This is a genomic window from Bradyrhizobium cedriense (assembly GCF_054602315.1).
Map to the genome: position 1 here is coordinate 1 of NZ_JBTSWB010000008.1, position 18,602 is coordinate 18,602.

Sequence of the window (18,602 nt, forward strand, 5' to 3'; positions counted from 1 at the left end):
ACTATCTCTGGTTCAAGCACGGCGACGCCAACAACGCCGTCCTCGCCGCCGCTGGCTACAACTTCCGCCGTCTCATCCGATGGCTCAGGCTTTTGCTGTGCCAAATCCTGGCCGCGCTCTTCACCGAGCCGATCGCCAATCCAGCCTAAAATTGGGGTTCTTCACGCTCGACGATCGACGGCGATGATCTGGACCCTGATTTCGCTGGCGCGGACCTTGGCCCGGGCAATACCGGCGGCAATTTCGCCGCGTTCTCCCAGTATTCGCGCCCAGTCGCGGTGTGCCGAATAGACCCGGGTATACTCAACGATCTTCTTCTCGAACAGCGCGTCCAGCTTGTCGCGCTCGGCACCAACCAGTTTGATCTCGTGTTCTTTGGCAGCAAGCCTCGCTTCCATTCCCCTGATCTCCTCCAGGGTTTGGCTGACGCTGAGCTCGAGCTGCTCCTTCTGGCTATCTCTCCCCAACTTGTTGCCGGCGAACAGTCGGCTTTCACCTTTCATCACCACGTGCGAGGCAGTCGAAATGCGCCCGAGATCGGCTGGGAACTCGATCGAAGCCAGATTGTCGCGCTCCGCGATCAGACGCGCCTGACGACCCAGGGCTTCGCCCAACTGCGACCTGACGATGAGGAGCTCCGCCCTGATTTGCACGTCGTCCAGCGTCGCCAGGATCTGTCCTTCACGGACGAAATCACCCTGGCGAATCGACAGCGTTTTCACGATGCCACCGTCCCGATGCTGAACCTCCTTCAGGTTTTCGTCGACTTTGACGGTGCCGCCGGCGACGATGGCCCCCTCCAGCTTGGCTATCGCCGCCCATCCGCCACAACCGATCACCAATACAACCACAAGGGCAAGTCCGCCGACGATCCTTGGCCAAAGCCGGAACGATCTCTCGACGCTGCCGGTATTGTGCGGCACAGCAAGTTCTCTCGGGTCGGTATGTTTCATGGACCTCTTTCCCTCAGCTGACCGCGACGGTGAACTGAAGTTGATGGTGCCCCTCGACCTGGATCGTGAAGAACTCGTCCGTGCCAGGTCGATCATGCACATCCACCAACGTCATCTTGTTGCTGTCTGCCTCTTCAAATCGGAAGCGCACCGGTCTCTGGTCTCCAGTTGTCGAAAGATAGACGTCGTCGAACATATCGGAGATCGTTTCGTCGAGATCATCCTCTCGGAGGACACTGATCTCGTAGGTCGCAGCTACTATTCGATCACCGACGGTGAAGTCAGTGATCTTGCGGATCGTCATCGCCTGGTCATCTTCGCCCGTTCTCTTGAATTCGAAGGTGTCGTCGCCATCACCCCCGGTCATCGAAATGGAGTTCGATCCAGCGACAATATGATCATCGCCGGATCCGGTAATGATCTTCTCGAAGGCGGCAATCAAATCGTGTCCCACATCGAGACCGTCGGCAGTGCCTCCCGCGACGTCGACCGTAACGCTTAAGGTGGCGGTCGAATAATCGAGCGTGTCCTCTCCGGTTCCACCATCATAGGAGTCATTGGCCGCGTCAGCGTCGGCAACGACATGATCGTTGCCACCACCGGCAGAGACTGCGTCACTTCCAGAACCATCAAAAACGGTGTCGTCTCCAACACCTCCCTCGAGGAGGTCGTTTCCGTTGCCGCCGCTCATGGTCACGTCAGCCGTCATCGATCCCGCATCGACATGATCGTCGCCGCTTCCACCGATGATCCTCTCGACATCGGCGACCATATCATGACCTGTCTCGCGTCCCTCGGCCGTTCCGCTTCCGAGGTTGACGACGACGCTCTCCGTCGCAGCGGAGAAATCGATGGTATCCAACCCGTCACCACCGTCGTAGGCATCATTAGCCTCGTCGGCCGCGACTAGAAAATGGTCATCTCCGGCATCGCCCTGCGCCCTATCGCTACCCAGACCATCCGCCAGCATGTCGTTGCCGGCGCCACCGAACAGAGAATCATCGCCGCCGGCCGCGATGATCACGTCATCGCCGACACCACCGGCGAGGCTGTCATTGCCGCTTCCGCCATCGAGCGTGTCGTTGCCTGCATCGCCCTGAATGATATCGTCGCCAGCGCCACCGATCAGGATGTCTGCACCGCCCCCGCCTGAAATGACGTCGTCTCCATCTTCGCCCATGATGGTGTCGTCGCCGTCCTCGCCATGCAGACTGTCGTGCCCGGCACCTCCGAACACCAGATCGTTTCCCGCGCCCGCGAACACCAGGTCGTTGCCTTCCCCCGCATAGACGATGTCGTTGCCGCTCCCGGCGACGATGTGGTCGTCGCCCAACCCAGCGACAATCGTATCGTTGCCCTGGCGGGCGTCGATGTTGTCGTCGCCATCTCGACCGTCGATCCGATCGGCGCACTGCGTGCCGAGAAGGTTGTCGTCGGCAGCCGTCCCGATGATCGGGGGCGCCTCGATGACGCTAAAGTAAGCGGTCTGCACGACAGATGCGAAACCATCGGTAATGGTATAGGTCAGCATCACCTCGCCGAGCATTCCCTCATCGCGGGCGAACACCCAGCTTCCGTCCTGCGCCTGCGTGATAGCGCCGGAACTTGCCGAGAGATTAACGATCCTCATAGTGTCGCCGTCCGGATCGGTGGCGCCGCTTAGCAAGGCCAGGAGCGAGATCGTCAAAGCCTCACAGCCGATCACATTGCGCAGATGCACCGGTCCGCTGATCCGGGGCGCGCGATTGCGGTGAGGGTCGATATCGAGGTCTGGGTCGGGACGGGGGTTGAGGGGGCTCGGCCCGCGCGGCTTGTCGTCACCGCCTCCGCCGCCACCGCCTCCGCCGCCACCCGAAGCACCTGCTCCATCAGCAGATGTTGATTGCGGACGATTATCATTGGTCGCCCGAATTGAGTCTCCCAAAGGGCCACTATCGACTCGAACCTGGCCGGGACGCTCTAGTCCGTTGAAGTCAAGTGCCGGCGAATCGTTGGCCAGGAACTCGCTGATCTCCTGCGGCAGTACGATCCGGATCGGCACGACATTGTCGGAAGACTTGGCAGTGCGTTCGGTCGTGTCCGTGGTCGCATCTTCCTCATCTGCGGCGCTCGCTTCTGTCGCTGGCGCATCGCTCTCTTCGTCGGCACCGTCATCCCTGTCGTTCTGCCGGTCTTCGTGCGCTTCCACTGTCGTCGGAAGAAAGGTCTTCAGGTACGTCGCACACGCAGTCAGAAGCAGCAAGAAAGCGATCGGCAAGATCCCTTTCTTCTCAGGCTCCTTCTCGACGTAGTCCTCTTTCCTTGATTGCGATGGCGGCGCCTTCGGTTTCAGCGCCTGAACTGTAATCATGCTGGCCTCCTCACTTGCGCTTGGAGTTCTTCGGTTGCAGGTCTTGCTGGCAGACCTGGTGTCATGATGTCGTTCTTCTTGCCGAACGCCGTCATGCGGCCGTTCTGGACGATGGCAACCATATCCACGGCCACGAGCGCACTGGGCCGGTGGGCGATTACGATCGTGATGCCCCCCCGGCCTCTGATGCCTTCGATCGCCCTGGTCAGGGCCGCCTCGCCCTCGCCGTCAAGATTGGAATTGGGCTCGTCCATGATCACAACGAACGGGTTGCCATAGAGCGCCCGCGCCAACGCCACGCGCTGGCGTTGACCGGCGGACAATGCCGCACCCTGGGGGCCAAGCTGCGTCCGATACCCTTCCGGCATCTTCACGATCATCTCGTGAACGCCGGCCGCCCTGGCCGCCTCGACCACTTTTTGATAGTCCGGCTCCGGCTCGAAGCGGCAGATATTCTCTTCAATCGTCGCATCCATCAGGCTGATTTCCTGAGGGAGGTAGCCGACGTGACGACCGATATCGTCCTCGCGCCATTGGCCGAGATCGGCGCCGTCCAGGCGAACACTGCCGCGCAGCAGCGGCCAGATGCCGGTAAGGGCGCGCACCATGGTGGTCTTGCCACCGGCGCTCGGTCCGATGATGCCGAGCGCCTGGCCCGCCTCGAGTTCAAAGCTGATGTCGCTCAGGATGACCTGTCCGGATCCGGGAACAGCGACTGTGGCCTTGTCCACGCTGAGACGCTTGCTCGGCGCCGGCAGCTTCATCGGCTGGTCGACATCGCCAAGTGCCACGACAGTATCGCGAAGCCGTTGAAAGGCCATCCGAGCCGCGATGAACGCCTTCCAGTTGCCGATCGCCAGATCCACCGGCGCCAGGGCGCGAGCGGAGGCTACCGAGCATGCGATAATCGCGCCGGCCGAGAGTTCACCCTTGATCGTGAGGTAGGCACCCAATCCAAGCACGGCGGACTGCAGCAGCATGCGCAGCACCCGCGATACTGCGGCAAAGGTGCCCGTAATATCATTCGTCCTGGTCTGCAGCTCCAGATGCTCACCATTGGCCGCGTGGAAGCGATTGACCGCGCGGTTCGCAAACCCCATCGCCTTGATAACGTCCGCATTGCGTGCGTTGGAATCTGCGATGGTGTTGCGGACCATTGCGGCCTTCCGAGCAGAGACGCTCAGATGCTTGGTCATAATCTCGCTGACGACGGTGAGCACCGTAAGTATGAATGCTCCGGCGAACGTCAGCGCGCCCAGGAGCGGGTGAAGGAGGTAGATGAACACCAGATAGATCGGCATCCACGGCAAGTCGAACAGCGCCGCAGGTCCTTGGCTGCCGAGAAAGCCGCGGACCGTATCAACGTCCCGCCCACGTTCGAGCGCCTCCGCCGTCGAGAAGCCGAAACGAGGCATGTCGATCGCCACCCGGTGAGCCAGCGGAGCGATCTTCTTGTCCAGCCTCGCGCCGACACGCACCAGCACCTGCGAACGAACGACGTCGAAGCCGCCTTGAAAGAGGTAAAGTCCGATGGCCAAGCTGGACAGAACGACAAGAGTCGGAATGCTGCCGCTGGTCAGGGCCCGATCGTAGATCTGCATCATGTACAACGAGCCGGTCAGGGCCAGCACGTTGATCATTCCCGAAATCAAGAACAGAAACAGGGCTATGCCGCGGAAGCCACGCGTCAACTCCTCAAGATTGCGGCGCTTTGCCGGCGTCAACTCTTTGGACTTCGCCATTGGACTCCAACGCTCGCTTCAGAAAGGAAAGGGCTACGATGGAGGCGGACTATTCAATCCGCCTCCATCGCACTGACCCTAGAGATTGAAGTTGGAATTGGTCAGAGTGTGATGACCTTCTATTTCAATCGTGAATTCGGCGGCGTCGTCGCCGTCGACGTTACCTTGCAGGACGGTGAACTCGCCATCAGCCCGGGTCTCGAGGCGGACGGCCAATTGGCCCGCGGCGGTCTGAGCAGCCCCGCTCACGAGAGTGAAGGCTTGATCAGTTGCCATACCGGTGTTTGCATTGATGCCGCTCAGATCGATGCGATCGCCGGGTTCGAACCCATGGATCGTATCGCCATCCGCAGCGAAGGTGGTCTGGAACTTGAAGGTATCGTCACCTGCGCCGCCATTCAGCACGTTGGCCGAGTTGCTCGCCGTGATGGTGTCGTCGCCGGATCCGGTGTTGACATTCTCGATGCCCCAGATCGTGTCGTTGCCGGTCTGAATGCTCGACGTGCTGCCGTTCATCAGCGGGCCGGAGCCCAGGTTGACGGTGACCGCCGCAGTCGACGCGGACATGTCGAGCGTGTCGATCCCGCCGTCCCCGGTACCTTCGTCGCCGAAGTACGTGTCGTTGCCGTCACCGATCTCCGCTATGATGAGATCATTCCCGGCGCCGCCGAAGACGGTATCGTCGCCTGCGCCGGCCGTGATCATATCATTGCCCTCATCGCCGAAGAGCCGATCGGCTCCGGCATCGCCGTAGACGATATCGGCGTCCGCACCGGCAAACACGTGGTCATCGCCTGTTCCGGCAAAGATCACGTCCCTCCCCGCGCCACCGTTGGCGAAGTCTGCATCTTCACCCAGGGCGATCGCGTCGGCCCCGGCATCGCCAATGGCAATGTCGCTTCCGGCGAATGCAACGATGTTGTCATCGCCCGCCGTTCCGACCAGCATGTCCGACTGCGCTGTTCCGGTTCGCACCACGCCGTCCATTGCGGTTTCTTCATCGTCGCTGTCGTCCGGCGGCGTCTCGCTATCACCGCTGCCGCCAGGCTCATCCGTCAAGAATTGCGGCGGAACGACGCCCGTGAAGGTAACCGAATGGGTTCCGTTCGAGATCGTCTTGGTGCCGTTGTCGTTCTCGACGAGCTCGTAGGTCGAGATATCCGATCCTTCAGGAAGCTCGATCACGTCCTCGGCCTGCAAGGCGCCGATGATGGTGTCGTTGCCGCCGTTGGACCTGAACACGATGCGATGAGCCGACGTCAGGGCCGAAATATCGATCGTGTCGTCACCTTGCTCACCATCGATGGTAATGGTGTTGAGGCGCAGGCTGGTGCCGGAGAAGTCGCCGATCACCTGGATCGTGTCGCCGCCTGCGCTGCCGCTGCCGACGGGTTCTGAGTTGTTGATACGTATCTCCTCGATCTCGCGCAACTCGGCGATGACCGAGTTGGCAAAATCGGTATTCGCGCCGCGCGTGACGACAATCTCCGTGGCCGCATTGAGGCTGGCGCCGATGTTGCCCGGCAGTGCATCCCAGGCGGCACGGGTGTAGATGCGATAGGTCTCCGCGACGGCGGCGTTGCCGGTGATCACGAAGGTATCGCCCAGAGCACCCTCGGCTCCACCGTTGACGATATCGCGACCATCGGAGTTGGTCAGCGACGTCGCCGTCGCGGTGTTGGCGTTCCAGTTGAATGTGTCGTCACCATCATCGCCATTCACGGTGTCATTGCCGGTACCGCCATTCACGATGTCGTTTCCACCGCCGGCATTGACCAAATCGTTGCCGGCAAGGGCATTGATCGTATCGGCATTGGCAGTGCCGTTCAGCGGGATGTTGTTGCCCGCTGTACCGTTGATCGTCGAGGCTGGCGTCGTTGCCAGGGTGAAGTCGTTGATGTCGATGGAGGCATTGCCGACGGCATTGACCGTGATCGTGCCCTGGATCGGCGAGGCCGCACCACCCTCCCTGATCGTGAGCACGGTGTTGCCACCGGACGCGCTCTCGAAGACACGGGTGGCAAAGTTGGCTGCCGTGACGCCAAGACCCGAGAGATCGATCTTGTCCTGGTTGGCCGCGGTGCCCCCGTCTGCATCGAAGCTGCTGATAGTGTCGTTACCGAAGCCGCTCGAGTTGTAGACGATCGTGTTGAAGCCGGTGCCGACATCGATGACGTCGTTGCCTTCACCACCTATGATCACGTCGTTGTTGTCGCCGCCGGACAGGGCGTCGTTGCCGGTACCGCCATCCAGCAGGTCGTTGCCAGCGTTGCCCGTCAAGACGTCGATACCGCCGCCACCGAACAATTGATTGGCAGCGTTGTTTCCGACGATCGCGTTGTCGAGAGCATTGCCGGTTCCGTTGATCGTGTTGCCTCCAGTCAGGTTCAGGTTCTCGACGTTGGTGCCCAGAGTGTAACCGATGGACGAGTCAACCCGATCGATTCCTCCCGATCCCGCGGCGATCTCGTTGACCACGTCGCCGGCATCGTCAACGACGTAGATATCGTTGTCGGCGCCGCCTGCCATGTTGTCGGCCCCGGCACCACCATTGAGCGTATCAGTGCCGATGCCGCCGTTCAGCGTATCGTTATCGTCGCCGCCGTTCAGCTGATCGTTGCCGTCGCCGCCGAGCAGGGTGTCAGTGCCGAGCCCGCCATTCAGCGTGTCGTTGCCCAGGAGTCCGCTCAGGGTGTCGGCGAGGTCGCCGCCGGTGATGACGTTGTTGAGATCGTTGCCGGTACCGACGAACGGATCGGCATCGATGCCTGTGTACTCCAGGTTCTCCAGGTTGACGATCGCTTCGATCGACAACACGGCCATTTCGGTTTCGATCGTGTCGATGCCCTGGTTCAAGGCTTCAACCACCACGTCGGCAATGTCGTCGACGACGTAAGTGTCGTTGCCGTTCAGGCCGACCATCACGTCAGCATCGAGCCCGCCGTCGAGAAGGTCGCCATCGCCGGCTCCCGAGCCGCCGACCAAAAGGTCTTCACCGGCTCCGCCTTGCAGTTCGTTGTCCCCGGTACCACCGAAGATCAGGTCGTTTCCGCTGCCGCCGGTGATCTCATCATCGGTACCGTTCTCGCCGGCGATGAAGTTGTTAGTCGTCGATGCCGCGAGATTGATGGTGCGGCTGAAACCGGTCGGATCGGCACGGCTGACGACATAGTCCTCGAAACCGAGCAGATAACCATTGTAGGTGGCGCCGGTGAAGTTGATCCTCTCGATGCCCCGCTGCGCATTGCCGCCGTCAAAATGGTTGATGGCGGTCACCGTCTGTCCGTTCGCGGCGACAACAAGGTCGCCGTTGGCGGTGCCAGTATCATTGTCTGCGGCATTCAGCGTCGTGAGCGCGACCGGCAGGTCCTCTGTGCTGCCCGTCTGGATCACCAGCCGATCGACCGATCCGCCGTTGTCGAGTTCCGTGATCGTGTCGTTTCCGTCGCCCAGACGGACGTTATAGGTATCGTTGCCGAGGCCGCCGTTGAGCGCATCGTTACCGAGGCCGCCGTCGAGCGCATCGTTGCCGTCCCCGCCGTTGAGCGTGTCGGTCCCGTCTCCACCAATCAGGATATCGTTGCCACCCAGACCATTGAGGACGTCGTTTCCGCCGAGCCCAACGATCAGGTCGTTGCCGTCGTTGCCCACCGGGGCGCCGGGATTGGTGCCATTCAGCGCGGGATCGTTGCCCGGCGTTCCCATGATGATATTGAACGACTCACCGCCAGCGAACTCCACGCGCTCGATGCCGCGGAGCTTGTCGGATCCGTCGCCATCCTCGATGGTGTGTGTCACCTGTATGCTGCCGTCGGCATTGCCGGCGAAGATGTATTCGCTGGCAGCGCCAGCGAACACCGCGGTATCGGTGTCGACGACCGCGTCGCCCGTAGCCAGGATCTCGCGCACGATCACGAGCTGACCCGGATTGTACGTGCCGGCAAACATGGCGGCGGCGAGTGTCGTCATGCTGTTGTGCGAGTCGATTTCAGGGCCGGTTCCGTCCAAGTTTTGACGGACACTGATCCGGACATTCAGCCACTTGTCGCCGTCGATGATGTCATCGCCGGCGCGGCCGGTGATCCGGTCGCTGCCGTCACCGCCGAGAATGATGTCGCCCGCGGAGTAGGACGTAACGCCGGTGCCCAGGACGGCGGCCAGGCCGTTGACGAGCGCAAGGCTCTCGGCCGTGACGGCGCTGCCGGTGTAGCCTTCCGAGCCGCCGAGAGCCGACGGCAGACGATCGGCGGCCAGGGTATCGGAGCCGGTCAGGATATCGTTGAACCTCGAGCCCGATACACCTTCGACCGACTCGTAAGCGTCGAGCGTGCCGTTCACTGGCGGGTTCGGAAACTCATCGAACACGATGCCGCGCGTCAGGTCTGCGTCGATGCCGAAGGTGTTGTCCTTGTACGTCACCCAGTCCCAGCCCGACATACCGGCCAGCTTTCCACGGCCGGGACTGCCAACCATGACGTCGTCGCCGCCCTCGGCGATGAACTCGTCGAAACCGCCGTCGCCCAGGAACACGTCGTGTCCGACGACGCCGTCGCGCGCGAAGAGTTCGTCGAAGTTGTCGCCCGGCGCGCCGTCGAAGGTGCCGGTCTCGATCCAGTCGTTGCCCTCATTGCCCAGAAGGCGTTCGGCGTTCTTGTTGCCGTAGATGAAATCGTCGCCTTCACCACCGAACACTTCGCCGCCGGCGTCGTTGCCCAGGAAGACGAAGTCCTTGCCGGCGCCGCCGAGGACGAGATCCAGCCCCGGCCCCGAGTTGATGACGTCGTTGCCGTTGCCGCCCTTGATGTTGTCGTCGCCGCCGAGATCCTTGATGATGTCGTCGCCGTCGCCGCCATTGTGAACGTCGTTGCCGGCGCCACCCTCGAGGAAGTCGTTGCCGGCATCGCCGTGGAGCGTGTCGTCGCCCTCGCTGGCGATAAGGATATCGTTGCCGGCGGTGCCGCCGAGCACGACGTGCTGGTCGCCCGTGTAGCGCAGGTAGTTGGTGTCCGCGCCCGGTGTGGCCGGGTTGTTGCGAATGACCAGCGGGGTGAGGATTCCGCCGCCGACCGGATCGTTGCCGAGATTGTCGGCGCTCTCATCGATCCCCACAGTCAGCGGATCGTCGGCCAGGATGCCATCCGCACCGGCCGTCTCACCTAATCCCGGATTGTACTGCTTGGTTCGGTCGATCTCGAGGATCAGGCCGGGGACCGAGAACACGTCCGACGGAAGATGGGTGGCGTCGGTGTTGCGCATGATCATGGCGGCGAACGAGTTCGCCTCCATCTCCCCGAACAGATGCAGGCCGTCGAGCCGCTGCAAGTAGTAGAAGCGGTCGCCGTTCTGAAGCTGCTCCAGCGACACCTCGAAAACGAAGTTGAAGGTCGAACCCAGCATGCCGCCGAACGGCAGGATCTTTTCGGCCAGGCCGCCGATCCAAAGATCGACATTCTCCAGGCCGCCCAGGGCGTTGCCCGCCCCGTAGGCGCCGACGCCGTTGAGGAAGTCTTCGGCATCTGCTGGCACCAACAGGCCGCCGACCGATTGCCCGGTGATGATGGTCAGCGCCGCGTCACGCTTGCCCTCGATGGTTGTCTGGCCGGTGATCAGCGCGTGGTTGCCGTACGCCGCGATGAAGTTGATGATCGACGCTTCGTGCTTGAGGTTGGCGGCGAACTCGACCCAGCTCTCGTAGGGCTTGAGCTCGGCCGCGCTGTTGGTCACCTCGAAGAACTCACGCCGCGCGGCGTTGAGCGACGGCACGCCGGTATCGCGGCCGCGCGCCAGGTTGATGGTGGCGAGGTCGAGCGGCAAGCCGAGCAAATTGTTGCGGAGCGCACTGGTCACGAACTCGTCGATCTCGTTACCGACCTGCCGGGTCATACCCCGGATGATCGCGCCGGCCGCGACTTCGTCGGTCACACCGTGCGCGGTACCGCCAACCTCGTCGAACTCGAATGGATTGAGGAAGCCCTCGATCAGGCCGATATGCCCGGCGTTGAACGACGGATCGAACCGGTCGATCGTCTCGGTCAGCATCGAGTGACCGAAGCGATAGACCACGTGGGCGAACTCGGCGACGATCGACGGATTGATCGTGACGTCGTAGCCGTCGGGAACGACAAACGGGTTGATCTGGGGCTGAATCTTGCGCGCGAATTCTTCGAACACGAGATGCTGGTACTGCATCTCGGTGCCGAACTTGGCGGCCTGGAACAGGCGTTCCCCGTTCCATTCCATATCACTGACGCCATCGCCGATGACGGCACCGGGCACCAGCCATTCCTGGATGAACGCGTTGTCGCCGGTGGCCAGAATGACCGCCTTGGTGTGCTCGACCAACCGGTTGTGCTCGGCGTGGAAGACATGGTGGACCGCGGTCAGGCCGATGTTCTCGTTGACGCGGCCGTCGCCGGCGATGAAGTGCGCGTCGAGCAGTTCGTTGTCATATGCACCGGGATCTGCCGGTTCGTTGCCTGGATTGCCCAGCCCGATCTCGATGTCACCATCGGCGAGGCCGGTCGGCACTGCATCGTGAGCGATGTCAGCCAGGAAGGCGTGGCCAATGCGGACGGCACCGGCAATGCCGACAGGAGCATCCGGCGTCCCGGAAATCGTCACATCGTCGGCGGTGTTCGGGATGCCATCTGCGCCGATGCCGATGATGACCTGCGGCGTGCCATTCGCTCCGGGAATGAAGTTGCCGTACTGGTCGGTTCTCAGCAGGGGCACATTGCCAACGTCGGAGTCGGTCAGGGTGATCCCAAGCATGTCCCGGGCTTGAGCCTTGAGCTCACCCCAGGTCGCCATGCCGCCGTTGGCGCCTTCGATCAGCCTGCCGGTTGCGACCGGCTCGCCATCCGCGTTCAGCACGTATTGCCGCAGGAACACCTGGTGCGAGGAATGAGAGGTGTAGGTCTGGTTCTGGTCGACAAACGATGTCGTCGTGTTGATGGGTCTGACATCGTCAGCCGTGCCCATGATGCCATCGGCTCCAGGCGTAACGGTAGCGCGCGTCAGCACCATGAAGTTGGTTTGGCTGCCCGGCACATAGAGCGGATCGTCCGGCTGCAGGGGAATGTAGACGGTACCGCTGCCGCCCTTCCCCACCAGGTCGAGACCGTGGTCGAAGAACTGGCCGAACAGGGTGAACCACGAGTTGAACGATGCCGACAGGCCGCCGTCCGGCGCAATGTTAGGCAGGCTGATGTTCTCGCCATCGAACTCGATACCGAAACCAGCCAGGGTTGTTGCCAATCCCGCGATGGCCGCCGCCGCCGCCGCGTCTGCCGCATCGCTGGCGTCTTCGGCTGTCGCCTCGTTCACGACTGCCGTCGCCAGCGCGTCGTTGGCGGCGGTCAGAGCGGCAAGAGCTTCCGCGACCGCGTCCGGATCAACCAACGCATTCAGATCGGCAGTGAGACTCTCGGCAGGCGCTACATTCTCATCCGCCAACGTCGCCGCAGCAGCGATCGCCGCAAAATGCGGTCCTGCAGATTGACCTTCGACCAACGCTCCCTGAATCGCGACCAACTGCGTATGCAATGCCAGCGCGTTCGTCTGGACCGCCTGCGCGTCGGCGAATTCGGCATGGCCCACAGGTAGCTCAGTCACCACTGCGGCGGCAGCGTTGGAAGCGGCGAGCGCCGCGGCGACCGCTGCATCGACCGAGACGATGTCCGCGGCGCTTATGTTTCCACCGACGAACAGCGCAATCGCGGCCGCTTCTGTCGCAGCATCCGCGGCCGCCGCCGCATCGTCGGACGTAGCAGCCAGTGCCGCGACAGCCGCGCCATTGTTCGCTAGTGCAGCGTCATAGGCGGCCTGCGCCGCAACCTGATTTGCGGTTGCCGCGCCGACGGCTGCCTCGGCGGCAAGCTCGGCAGCCTGTGCAGCGGTGGCCGCAGCGGTTGTCGTGATGATCAGTTCGGCTGCGTTCTGGACAATCACCAGGTCCGCAAACGGATCTGCCGAACCGGCGCGCTCAAGCGCGGTCACGATCGCCGCTGGATTGTTCAACGTCTGGTCGACGATGAGGTTGGAGATCGTGCGGATGCTGCCATCGACGACAAAGGAATTCGGATCGTTGGAGGGCGCGTAAGTCGACTGAGTCGGAATCGGGGGCATTCCTCCCGGTCCGTCGAAGTCCAACGGCGTACCGCTCGCCGGCCGGAAGTCCGTACCAAGCCCTTCGGGGAACGGGATGTCGGCCGCGCCCCATTGCTCCTGCCCGGGCAACAGATTGTTGTAGGTGCCGTCGACAGTACGAAGACCTAGAGAGAGGTTGTAAGCCGGCACGAGCCCGCCAACGCCAAACAGCGGCTGACCGCTCGCGTGCGCCTCGGAAATCTTGATCTGCTCGAGGATGAATTCCAGATCGCTCTTGATATAGGAAACCATGACGCGCTCCCGTTGTTGGGCACGGAGGCCACCCAAAAGGAACGAGGTGTCCTAAAGGCGCAACCGTGAACTCTGGAGTAACTTTTGAGGCTTGCAAGCCGTGTGCGGAACGTAGGAAGGTCCGACCGTCTTTGAGACAAAGGTCGGAATGATCTTCAGACTTAGGTCCGAAGAATGGGGCTTGGCGTCACAGCCTGCTCGAAGGAGCGTTTGAAAACCTTCAGTCGGACAGGTGGCTTCTGCCACTAAGCCTTGGCGGGGGAACTCATCTCATATCGTTGAGGTGTGCGCATGTGCCGCGGAGCGGCAAGACCGTCCCGGGCAAATGTCAGGACGAGCATTCCCTGCAAATTCGGAGGACTGTGGGTGGAAGGTCGGATCGAGCGCCTTCGATGCGCATCGCTACCCTGCGGTACAAGGTCCTGAAGTCGGATCTTCGAACTTGGTCACAGCGCAGGATATCCTAACCGCGCTCGCGGGAATATTTCGGCTGCTACCAAGCAGCGTCGCTGCCTGCCATCTAGGAGTCCATCGGCTTTGAGTTGCCCTGGGCCAATGAGTCTGCTGCCAAACTCTTGGCCATGCTCGACGCAAAGAGGGTACTGACGGATCTTCTCGACGCTTCTTCGTTCTGCCCCGTGAACAGCATCCATGCATGAACTAACATGGCTTGCGCGAGAATCTGGTCGGAAACGCCCTTATTTCGCGCTTGGGTTTTGGCGAGCTGGATGAACTCACGTGCCCAAAACAAATGCTCTCTCGTTGAGCCATTTCGATTTGTTGAGTCGTATTCCTGCTTGATCATTGGGGCCATTCCTACGTTGATCGCCAGCGTCCGTCGATGTGGATGCGCTCAATTCAGCGCGTGCCCGCCGAAGTTGGAACCTTGCATCTTCTGGGCGGCGACAACAACCTCAAGTCGATTGCGGGCATTCATCTTCTGCATGAGGATCGTCATATAGTGTTTTACCGTTTTGTCGCTCAGCTTAAGGCGCGCCGCAATTTCCTTGTTCGTACTGCCGCGTACCAAAAGCCGGACTATCTGCTCTTCACGGATGCTAAGGTTGATGATGGCTGCAGCCTTGCGCCGAAGCGTTTCGTCCCGCAATCCCGCGATGACCTGGCTGGCAAAGCTCCGGGTGATGTAGTTTTCACCCCGTGCGACAGCTTCGATGGCCTCGATCAGCTCGCTGGACTGAGCTGCCTTCAAGACAAATCCAACGGCGCCTGCGTCCAGCGCTCGGATCGCAATTGCAACCCCGGCCGCCCCTGTGAAGGCCACAACCTTCACGGTAGGCACGCTGCCGATTACGTTGGTGATCGCCTCAAAGGAGCCGGGCATACCGACTTCAACAATCAAGACGTCCGGCCGGCAACGAGTCGCGAGCTCGAGAACATCCGTGACGGCCGATCCGGTGCCCAGCACCTCCAAATTGATGTTGCGGCCAATGACGCCGACAATCGCTTCCAACGTAATCGGATGATGATCAACGATGCCTACTGAAATGCGACGCATCAACCACTCCATTTAAAAACATGGATCTAAATTTAAAATAGAATAATTAGATAAATGACTTTAAATAGAATGTAAACGGCCCGTTGCCGGCAAGTTTAATATCTGCCTCGTCGCTGCCTTAGGTCCATGCCCTTCGGTGACTCCATCTCGCAATGCGCAAAGTCTGCGAAGATGTGGTCCGGCGGGCGACGTCCTATCGTAGGAAGAGAGAACCCAGTGATGGTTAAAGCCCTGGGCGGCTCGCTCCCGAAGTGGCGAGCGGTTCCGGAACAGGAACCGGAATTTACTTCGCCGCAAGGTAGCCGGAGAATGCACCGTGTCCTCCAGGAAAACGACGCTGCATCTCTTCGGTGAGCCGCTACTCGACAAAAGCGTCGACGCTGCGCGAAGCGATCTTCAGAGAGGTGCCCTGCATTCCTCTGCCAAGTTGCAAGGGTTTACCCAAAGCCATGCACTGTCACGTGTCCGTAGCCGGACAAGCAGGCACTGCGAGCGTCGCGTTCTCGGTGAATGCTCCGCTTCAGGACTGGTGAAGATCGACCTGAAGTCCATCGCGCAACTCGTCACCAACCCTTCGACGTTGATCGTGTAACGATCAAATAGAGGTCGCCGCGTCGGCGTATTGCAGGTCTCTATGAGGCGCTCTCATCGAATGGTTTGAGTCGCCCAGTCATTATTCCTCCAAGCAAATCGTCCTCCGCCCCTCTGGTCTTCAACTACGTGAGTGACCCGATCAGGAAGAACACCGACGAGTTGCGAAGCACAACTAAGTCACTGAATTCGCGGTGGAGTTCGAGCGACCGCGAACAGTGGCGAACAATTTAGTGGCGGAAGGGGTGGGATTCGAACCCACGGTACCCTTGCGGGCACGCCGGTTTTCAAGACCGGTGCCTTAAACCACTCGGCCACCCTTCCAAGCCTGGAATGGGTGTCGCTTAACGCAGTCGACCGCCCAAGGCAACGCCAAGTTGGCGCGGGCGTCCACGCTTGTGACGGCGATCGCGAAGCGGTGCCGTCTGGGGTGCGTCCGTCCCCTACGCTCGGCCTGCCCTAACTCGACGGGCACTCACCCAGGACGGCGCTTCGGACATGTTCGGTTCTCTGGCGGTCGCTGACACGGCCGATGCCCTTTCGTGTCGTTCCGGGCTTGCCGCTTCAAAGATCCCCACCTTTGCCTTGCGCAAAAGAAAGCGGCGCCCCGTAAGGAGCGCCGCCAATGTTCTTCGAAGTCGTCTCGCTCAGTAGCCGCAGGATGCGCAGTTCATCTGCACCGGAGCATAGTAGGAATAGCCGGGCGAGACCATCTCGACGCGCTGGCGCGTGGCGTATTGCGGCGGAATGCGCTCGTACTGGACGCTCGGGGGTGCGACCATCACGGTCTGCGGCACCATCACGGTGCGGTACTGCGCCGGCGTGCGGTGCGCGACGACCGAGCCCGGCGAGACCATCACGGTCTCGTCGACGGTGCGGTATTGCGGCGCGACGTACTGCTGCTGATAGCAGGTCGTGCACGGCGGCGGCGTGTAGCAGTTGTAGCAGCCGGCGGAAGCTGCGCCCGTCATGGAAATCGCGGCGACGGCGGTCGAGAAGACGACGGCGAGAGTACGAGACATTGCGGTGGCGCCCCAGTTGCCCGAAATGGATTTGGATCCGAAGGTCGGCAGTATACGCCGCAAATCCTCGTTCCGCCGAACTTCGTCGGGGCATCCTTAATGCGAACGGCCGGCTTTCGCCGGCCGTTCAGAACTTGTTGACCATATGCGTGAGGCGAACGGCGCGCGTGCTCAGTTCGAGCGACGCTTCACCTCGCGCACCGCGCCGCGCGCGGCGCTGGTGGTGAGCGCGGCGTAAGCCTGCAGCGCGGTCGAGACGTTGCGCTTGCGGCCCGTCGCCTGCCAGGCGGCATCGCCCTTCGCCTCTTCCGCTGCGCGGCGGCTGGCGAGCTCCTCGTCGGAGACCTCCAGCGTGATGCTGCGGTTCGGAATGTCGATGGCGATGACGTCGCCAGTCCGCACGAGACCGATGTTGCCGCCTTCCGCCGCCTCCGGCGACAGATGGCCGATCGACAGGCCGGAGGAGCCGCCCGAGAAGCGGCCGTCAGTGACGAGCGCGCAGGCTTTGCCGAGGCCCATCGATTTCAGGTAGCTGGTCGGATACAGCATCTCCTGCATGCCGGGGCCGCCGCGCGGACCTTCGTAGATGATGACCACGACCTCGCCGGCGACGACCTTGCCGCCGAGAATGCCTTCGACGGCCGCGTCCTGGCTTTCGAACACGCGCGCCGGGCCCGAGAACTTCAGAATCGAGGCATCGACGCCGGCGGTCTTCACGATGCAGCCGTCCTGCGCGAGATTGCCGTAGAGCACGGCGAGGCCGCCGTCCTTGCTGAAGGCGTGCGCGAGGTCGCGCACGACGCCCTTCTCGCGATCGGTATCGAGCCCGTCGTAACGGCGCTCCTGGCTGAAGGCGACCTGGGTCGGGATGCCGCCGGGCGAGGCGCGGAAGAAGGTGCGAACGGACTCGCTCTTGGAGCGCTTGACGTCCCATCGCTCCAGCGCGTCGTTCATGGTCGGCGCATGCACGGTCGAGACCGAGGTGTCGATCAGCCCGGCGCGATCGAGCTCGCCCAGAATGCCCATGATGCCGCCGGCGCGGTGCACGTCCTCGACGTGGACGTCGGCGACTGACGGCGCGACCTTGCACAGCACGGGCACGCGGCGCGATAGCCGGTCGATATCCTTCATGGTGAACGCCACCTGCCCTTCATGGGCGGCGGCGAGCAGATGCAGCACGGTGTTGGTCGAGCCGCCCATGGCGATGTCGAGCGTCATGGCGTTCTCGAACGCCTTGAAGTTCGCGATGTTGCGCGGCAGCACGCTGGCGTCGTCCTGTTCGTAGTAGCGGCGGACGATATCGACGATAGTGTGGCCGGCCTCGACGAACAGGCGCTTGCGGTCGGCATGGGTCGCCACCACCGTGCCGTTGCCGGGCAGCGCGAGGCCGAGCGCCTCGGTCAGGCAGTTCATGGAGTTAGCGGTGAACATGCCCGAGCAGGAGCCGCAGGTCGGGCACGCCGAGCGCTCGATCACCTTGACGTCCTCGTCGCTGACCTTGGAGTCGGCGGCGGCCACCATGGCATCGATCAGGTCGACGGCCTTGGTCTTGCCCTGCAGCTTGACCTTGCCGGCCTCCATCGGGCCGCCCGAGACGAACACGGCGGGAATGTTGAGCCGCAGCGCGGCCATCAGCATGCCGGGGGTGATCTTGTCGCAATTGGAGATGCAGACGAGCCCGTCGGCGCAGTGGGCGTTGGCCATGTATTCGACGCTGTCGGCGATCAGCTCGCGCGACGGCAGGCTGTAGAGCATGCCGTCATGACCCATGGCGATGCCGTCATCGACAGCGATGGTGTTGAATTCCTTGGCGACGCCGCCGGCCTGCTCGATCTCCCGGGCGACGAGCTGGCCGAGATCCTTGAGATGGACATGGCCGGGCACGAACTGGGTGAAGGAGTTGACGACGGCGATGATCGGCTTGCCGAAATCGGCGTCCTTCATGCCGGTCGCGCGCCAGAGGCCGCGGGCGCCCGCCATGTTGCGGCCGTGGGTGGTGGTGCGGGAGCGATAGGCTGGCATGGCGGT

Annotated in this window: 8 protein-coding genes, 1 tRNA gene and 1 pseudogene; 1 reads left to right on the top strand and 9 read right to left on the bottom strand. The window is 62.0% G+C overall.

Going from position 1 to position 18,602, the window contains the following annotated elements:
* Window positions 1-149 (top strand): annotated as a pseudogene (locus ACYCVF_RS27885) (IS5/IS1182 family transposase); the annotation flags it as partial.
* Between the two features lie 12 nt (window positions 150-161).
* Here ACYCVF_RS27885 and ACYCVF_RS27890 read toward each other — a convergent pair.
* From ACYCVF_RS27890 to ilvD, 9 genes are all read right to left on the bottom strand, one after another.
* Entirely contained in the window at window positions 162-953 is a 792-nt protein-coding gene (locus ACYCVF_RS27890) for a hypothetical protein (protein WP_459612942.1), read from the bottom strand.
* A 13-nt stretch (window positions 954-966) separates the two neighbouring features.
* Window positions 967-3,303 carry a calcium-binding protein gene (locus ACYCVF_RS27895; protein ID WP_459595657.1) on the bottom strand — a complete coding sequence of 779 codons (2,337 nt, stop codon included), beginning with the start codon at window positions 3,301-3,303 and terminating at the stop codon, window positions 967-969.
* Window positions 3,300-5,045, bottom strand: a complete 1,746-nt coding sequence (locus tag ACYCVF_RS27900; RefSeq protein WP_459595656.1) for a type I secretion system permease/ATPase — start codon at window positions 5,043-5,045, stop codon at window positions 3,300-3,302. The genes ACYCVF_RS27895 and ACYCVF_RS27900 overlap by 4 nt, the downstream gene beginning before the upstream one ends.
* Before the next feature lie 78 nt (window positions 5,046-5,123).
* Window positions 5,124-13,445: a peroxidase family protein gene (locus ACYCVF_RS27905; RefSeq protein ID WP_459606429.1), complete on the bottom strand. Its 8,322-nt coding sequence runs from the start codon at window positions 13,443-13,445 to the stop codon at window positions 5,124-5,126.
* Window positions 13,446-13,965: 520 nt separating this feature from the next.
* Window positions 13,966-14,250, bottom strand: coding sequence for a hypothetical protein (locus ACYCVF_RS27910; RefSeq protein ID WP_459595654.1), 285 nt, complete (start codon window positions 14,248-14,250; stop codon window positions 13,966-13,968).
* 48 nt (window positions 14,251-14,298) lie between these two features.
* Window positions 14,299-14,961 carry a LuxR C-terminal-related transcriptional regulator gene (locus tag ACYCVF_RS27915; protein WP_459595653.1) on the bottom strand — a complete coding sequence of 221 codons (663 nt, stop codon included), beginning with the start codon at window positions 14,959-14,961 and terminating at the stop codon, window positions 14,299-14,301.
* An 825-nt stretch (window positions 14,962-15,786) separates the two neighbouring features.
* Window positions 15,787-15,876 (bottom strand) — tRNA-Ser (locus tag ACYCVF_RS27920).
* Window positions 15,877-16,199: 323 nt separating this feature from the next.
* Window positions 16,200-16,523 (bottom strand): hypothetical protein, encoded by a 324-nt coding sequence (locus ACYCVF_RS27925; protein WP_060736072.1) that lies wholly within the window; start codon window positions 16,521-16,523, stop codon window positions 16,200-16,202.
* Between the two features lie 222 nt (window positions 16,524-16,745).
* Window positions 16,746-18,596: a dihydroxy-acid dehydratase gene (ilvD, locus tag ACYCVF_RS27930; RefSeq protein ID WP_459595652.1), complete on the bottom strand. Its 1,851-nt coding sequence runs from the start codon at window positions 18,594-18,596 to the stop codon at window positions 16,746-16,748.
* Window positions 18,597-18,602 lie beyond the last annotated feature (6 nt).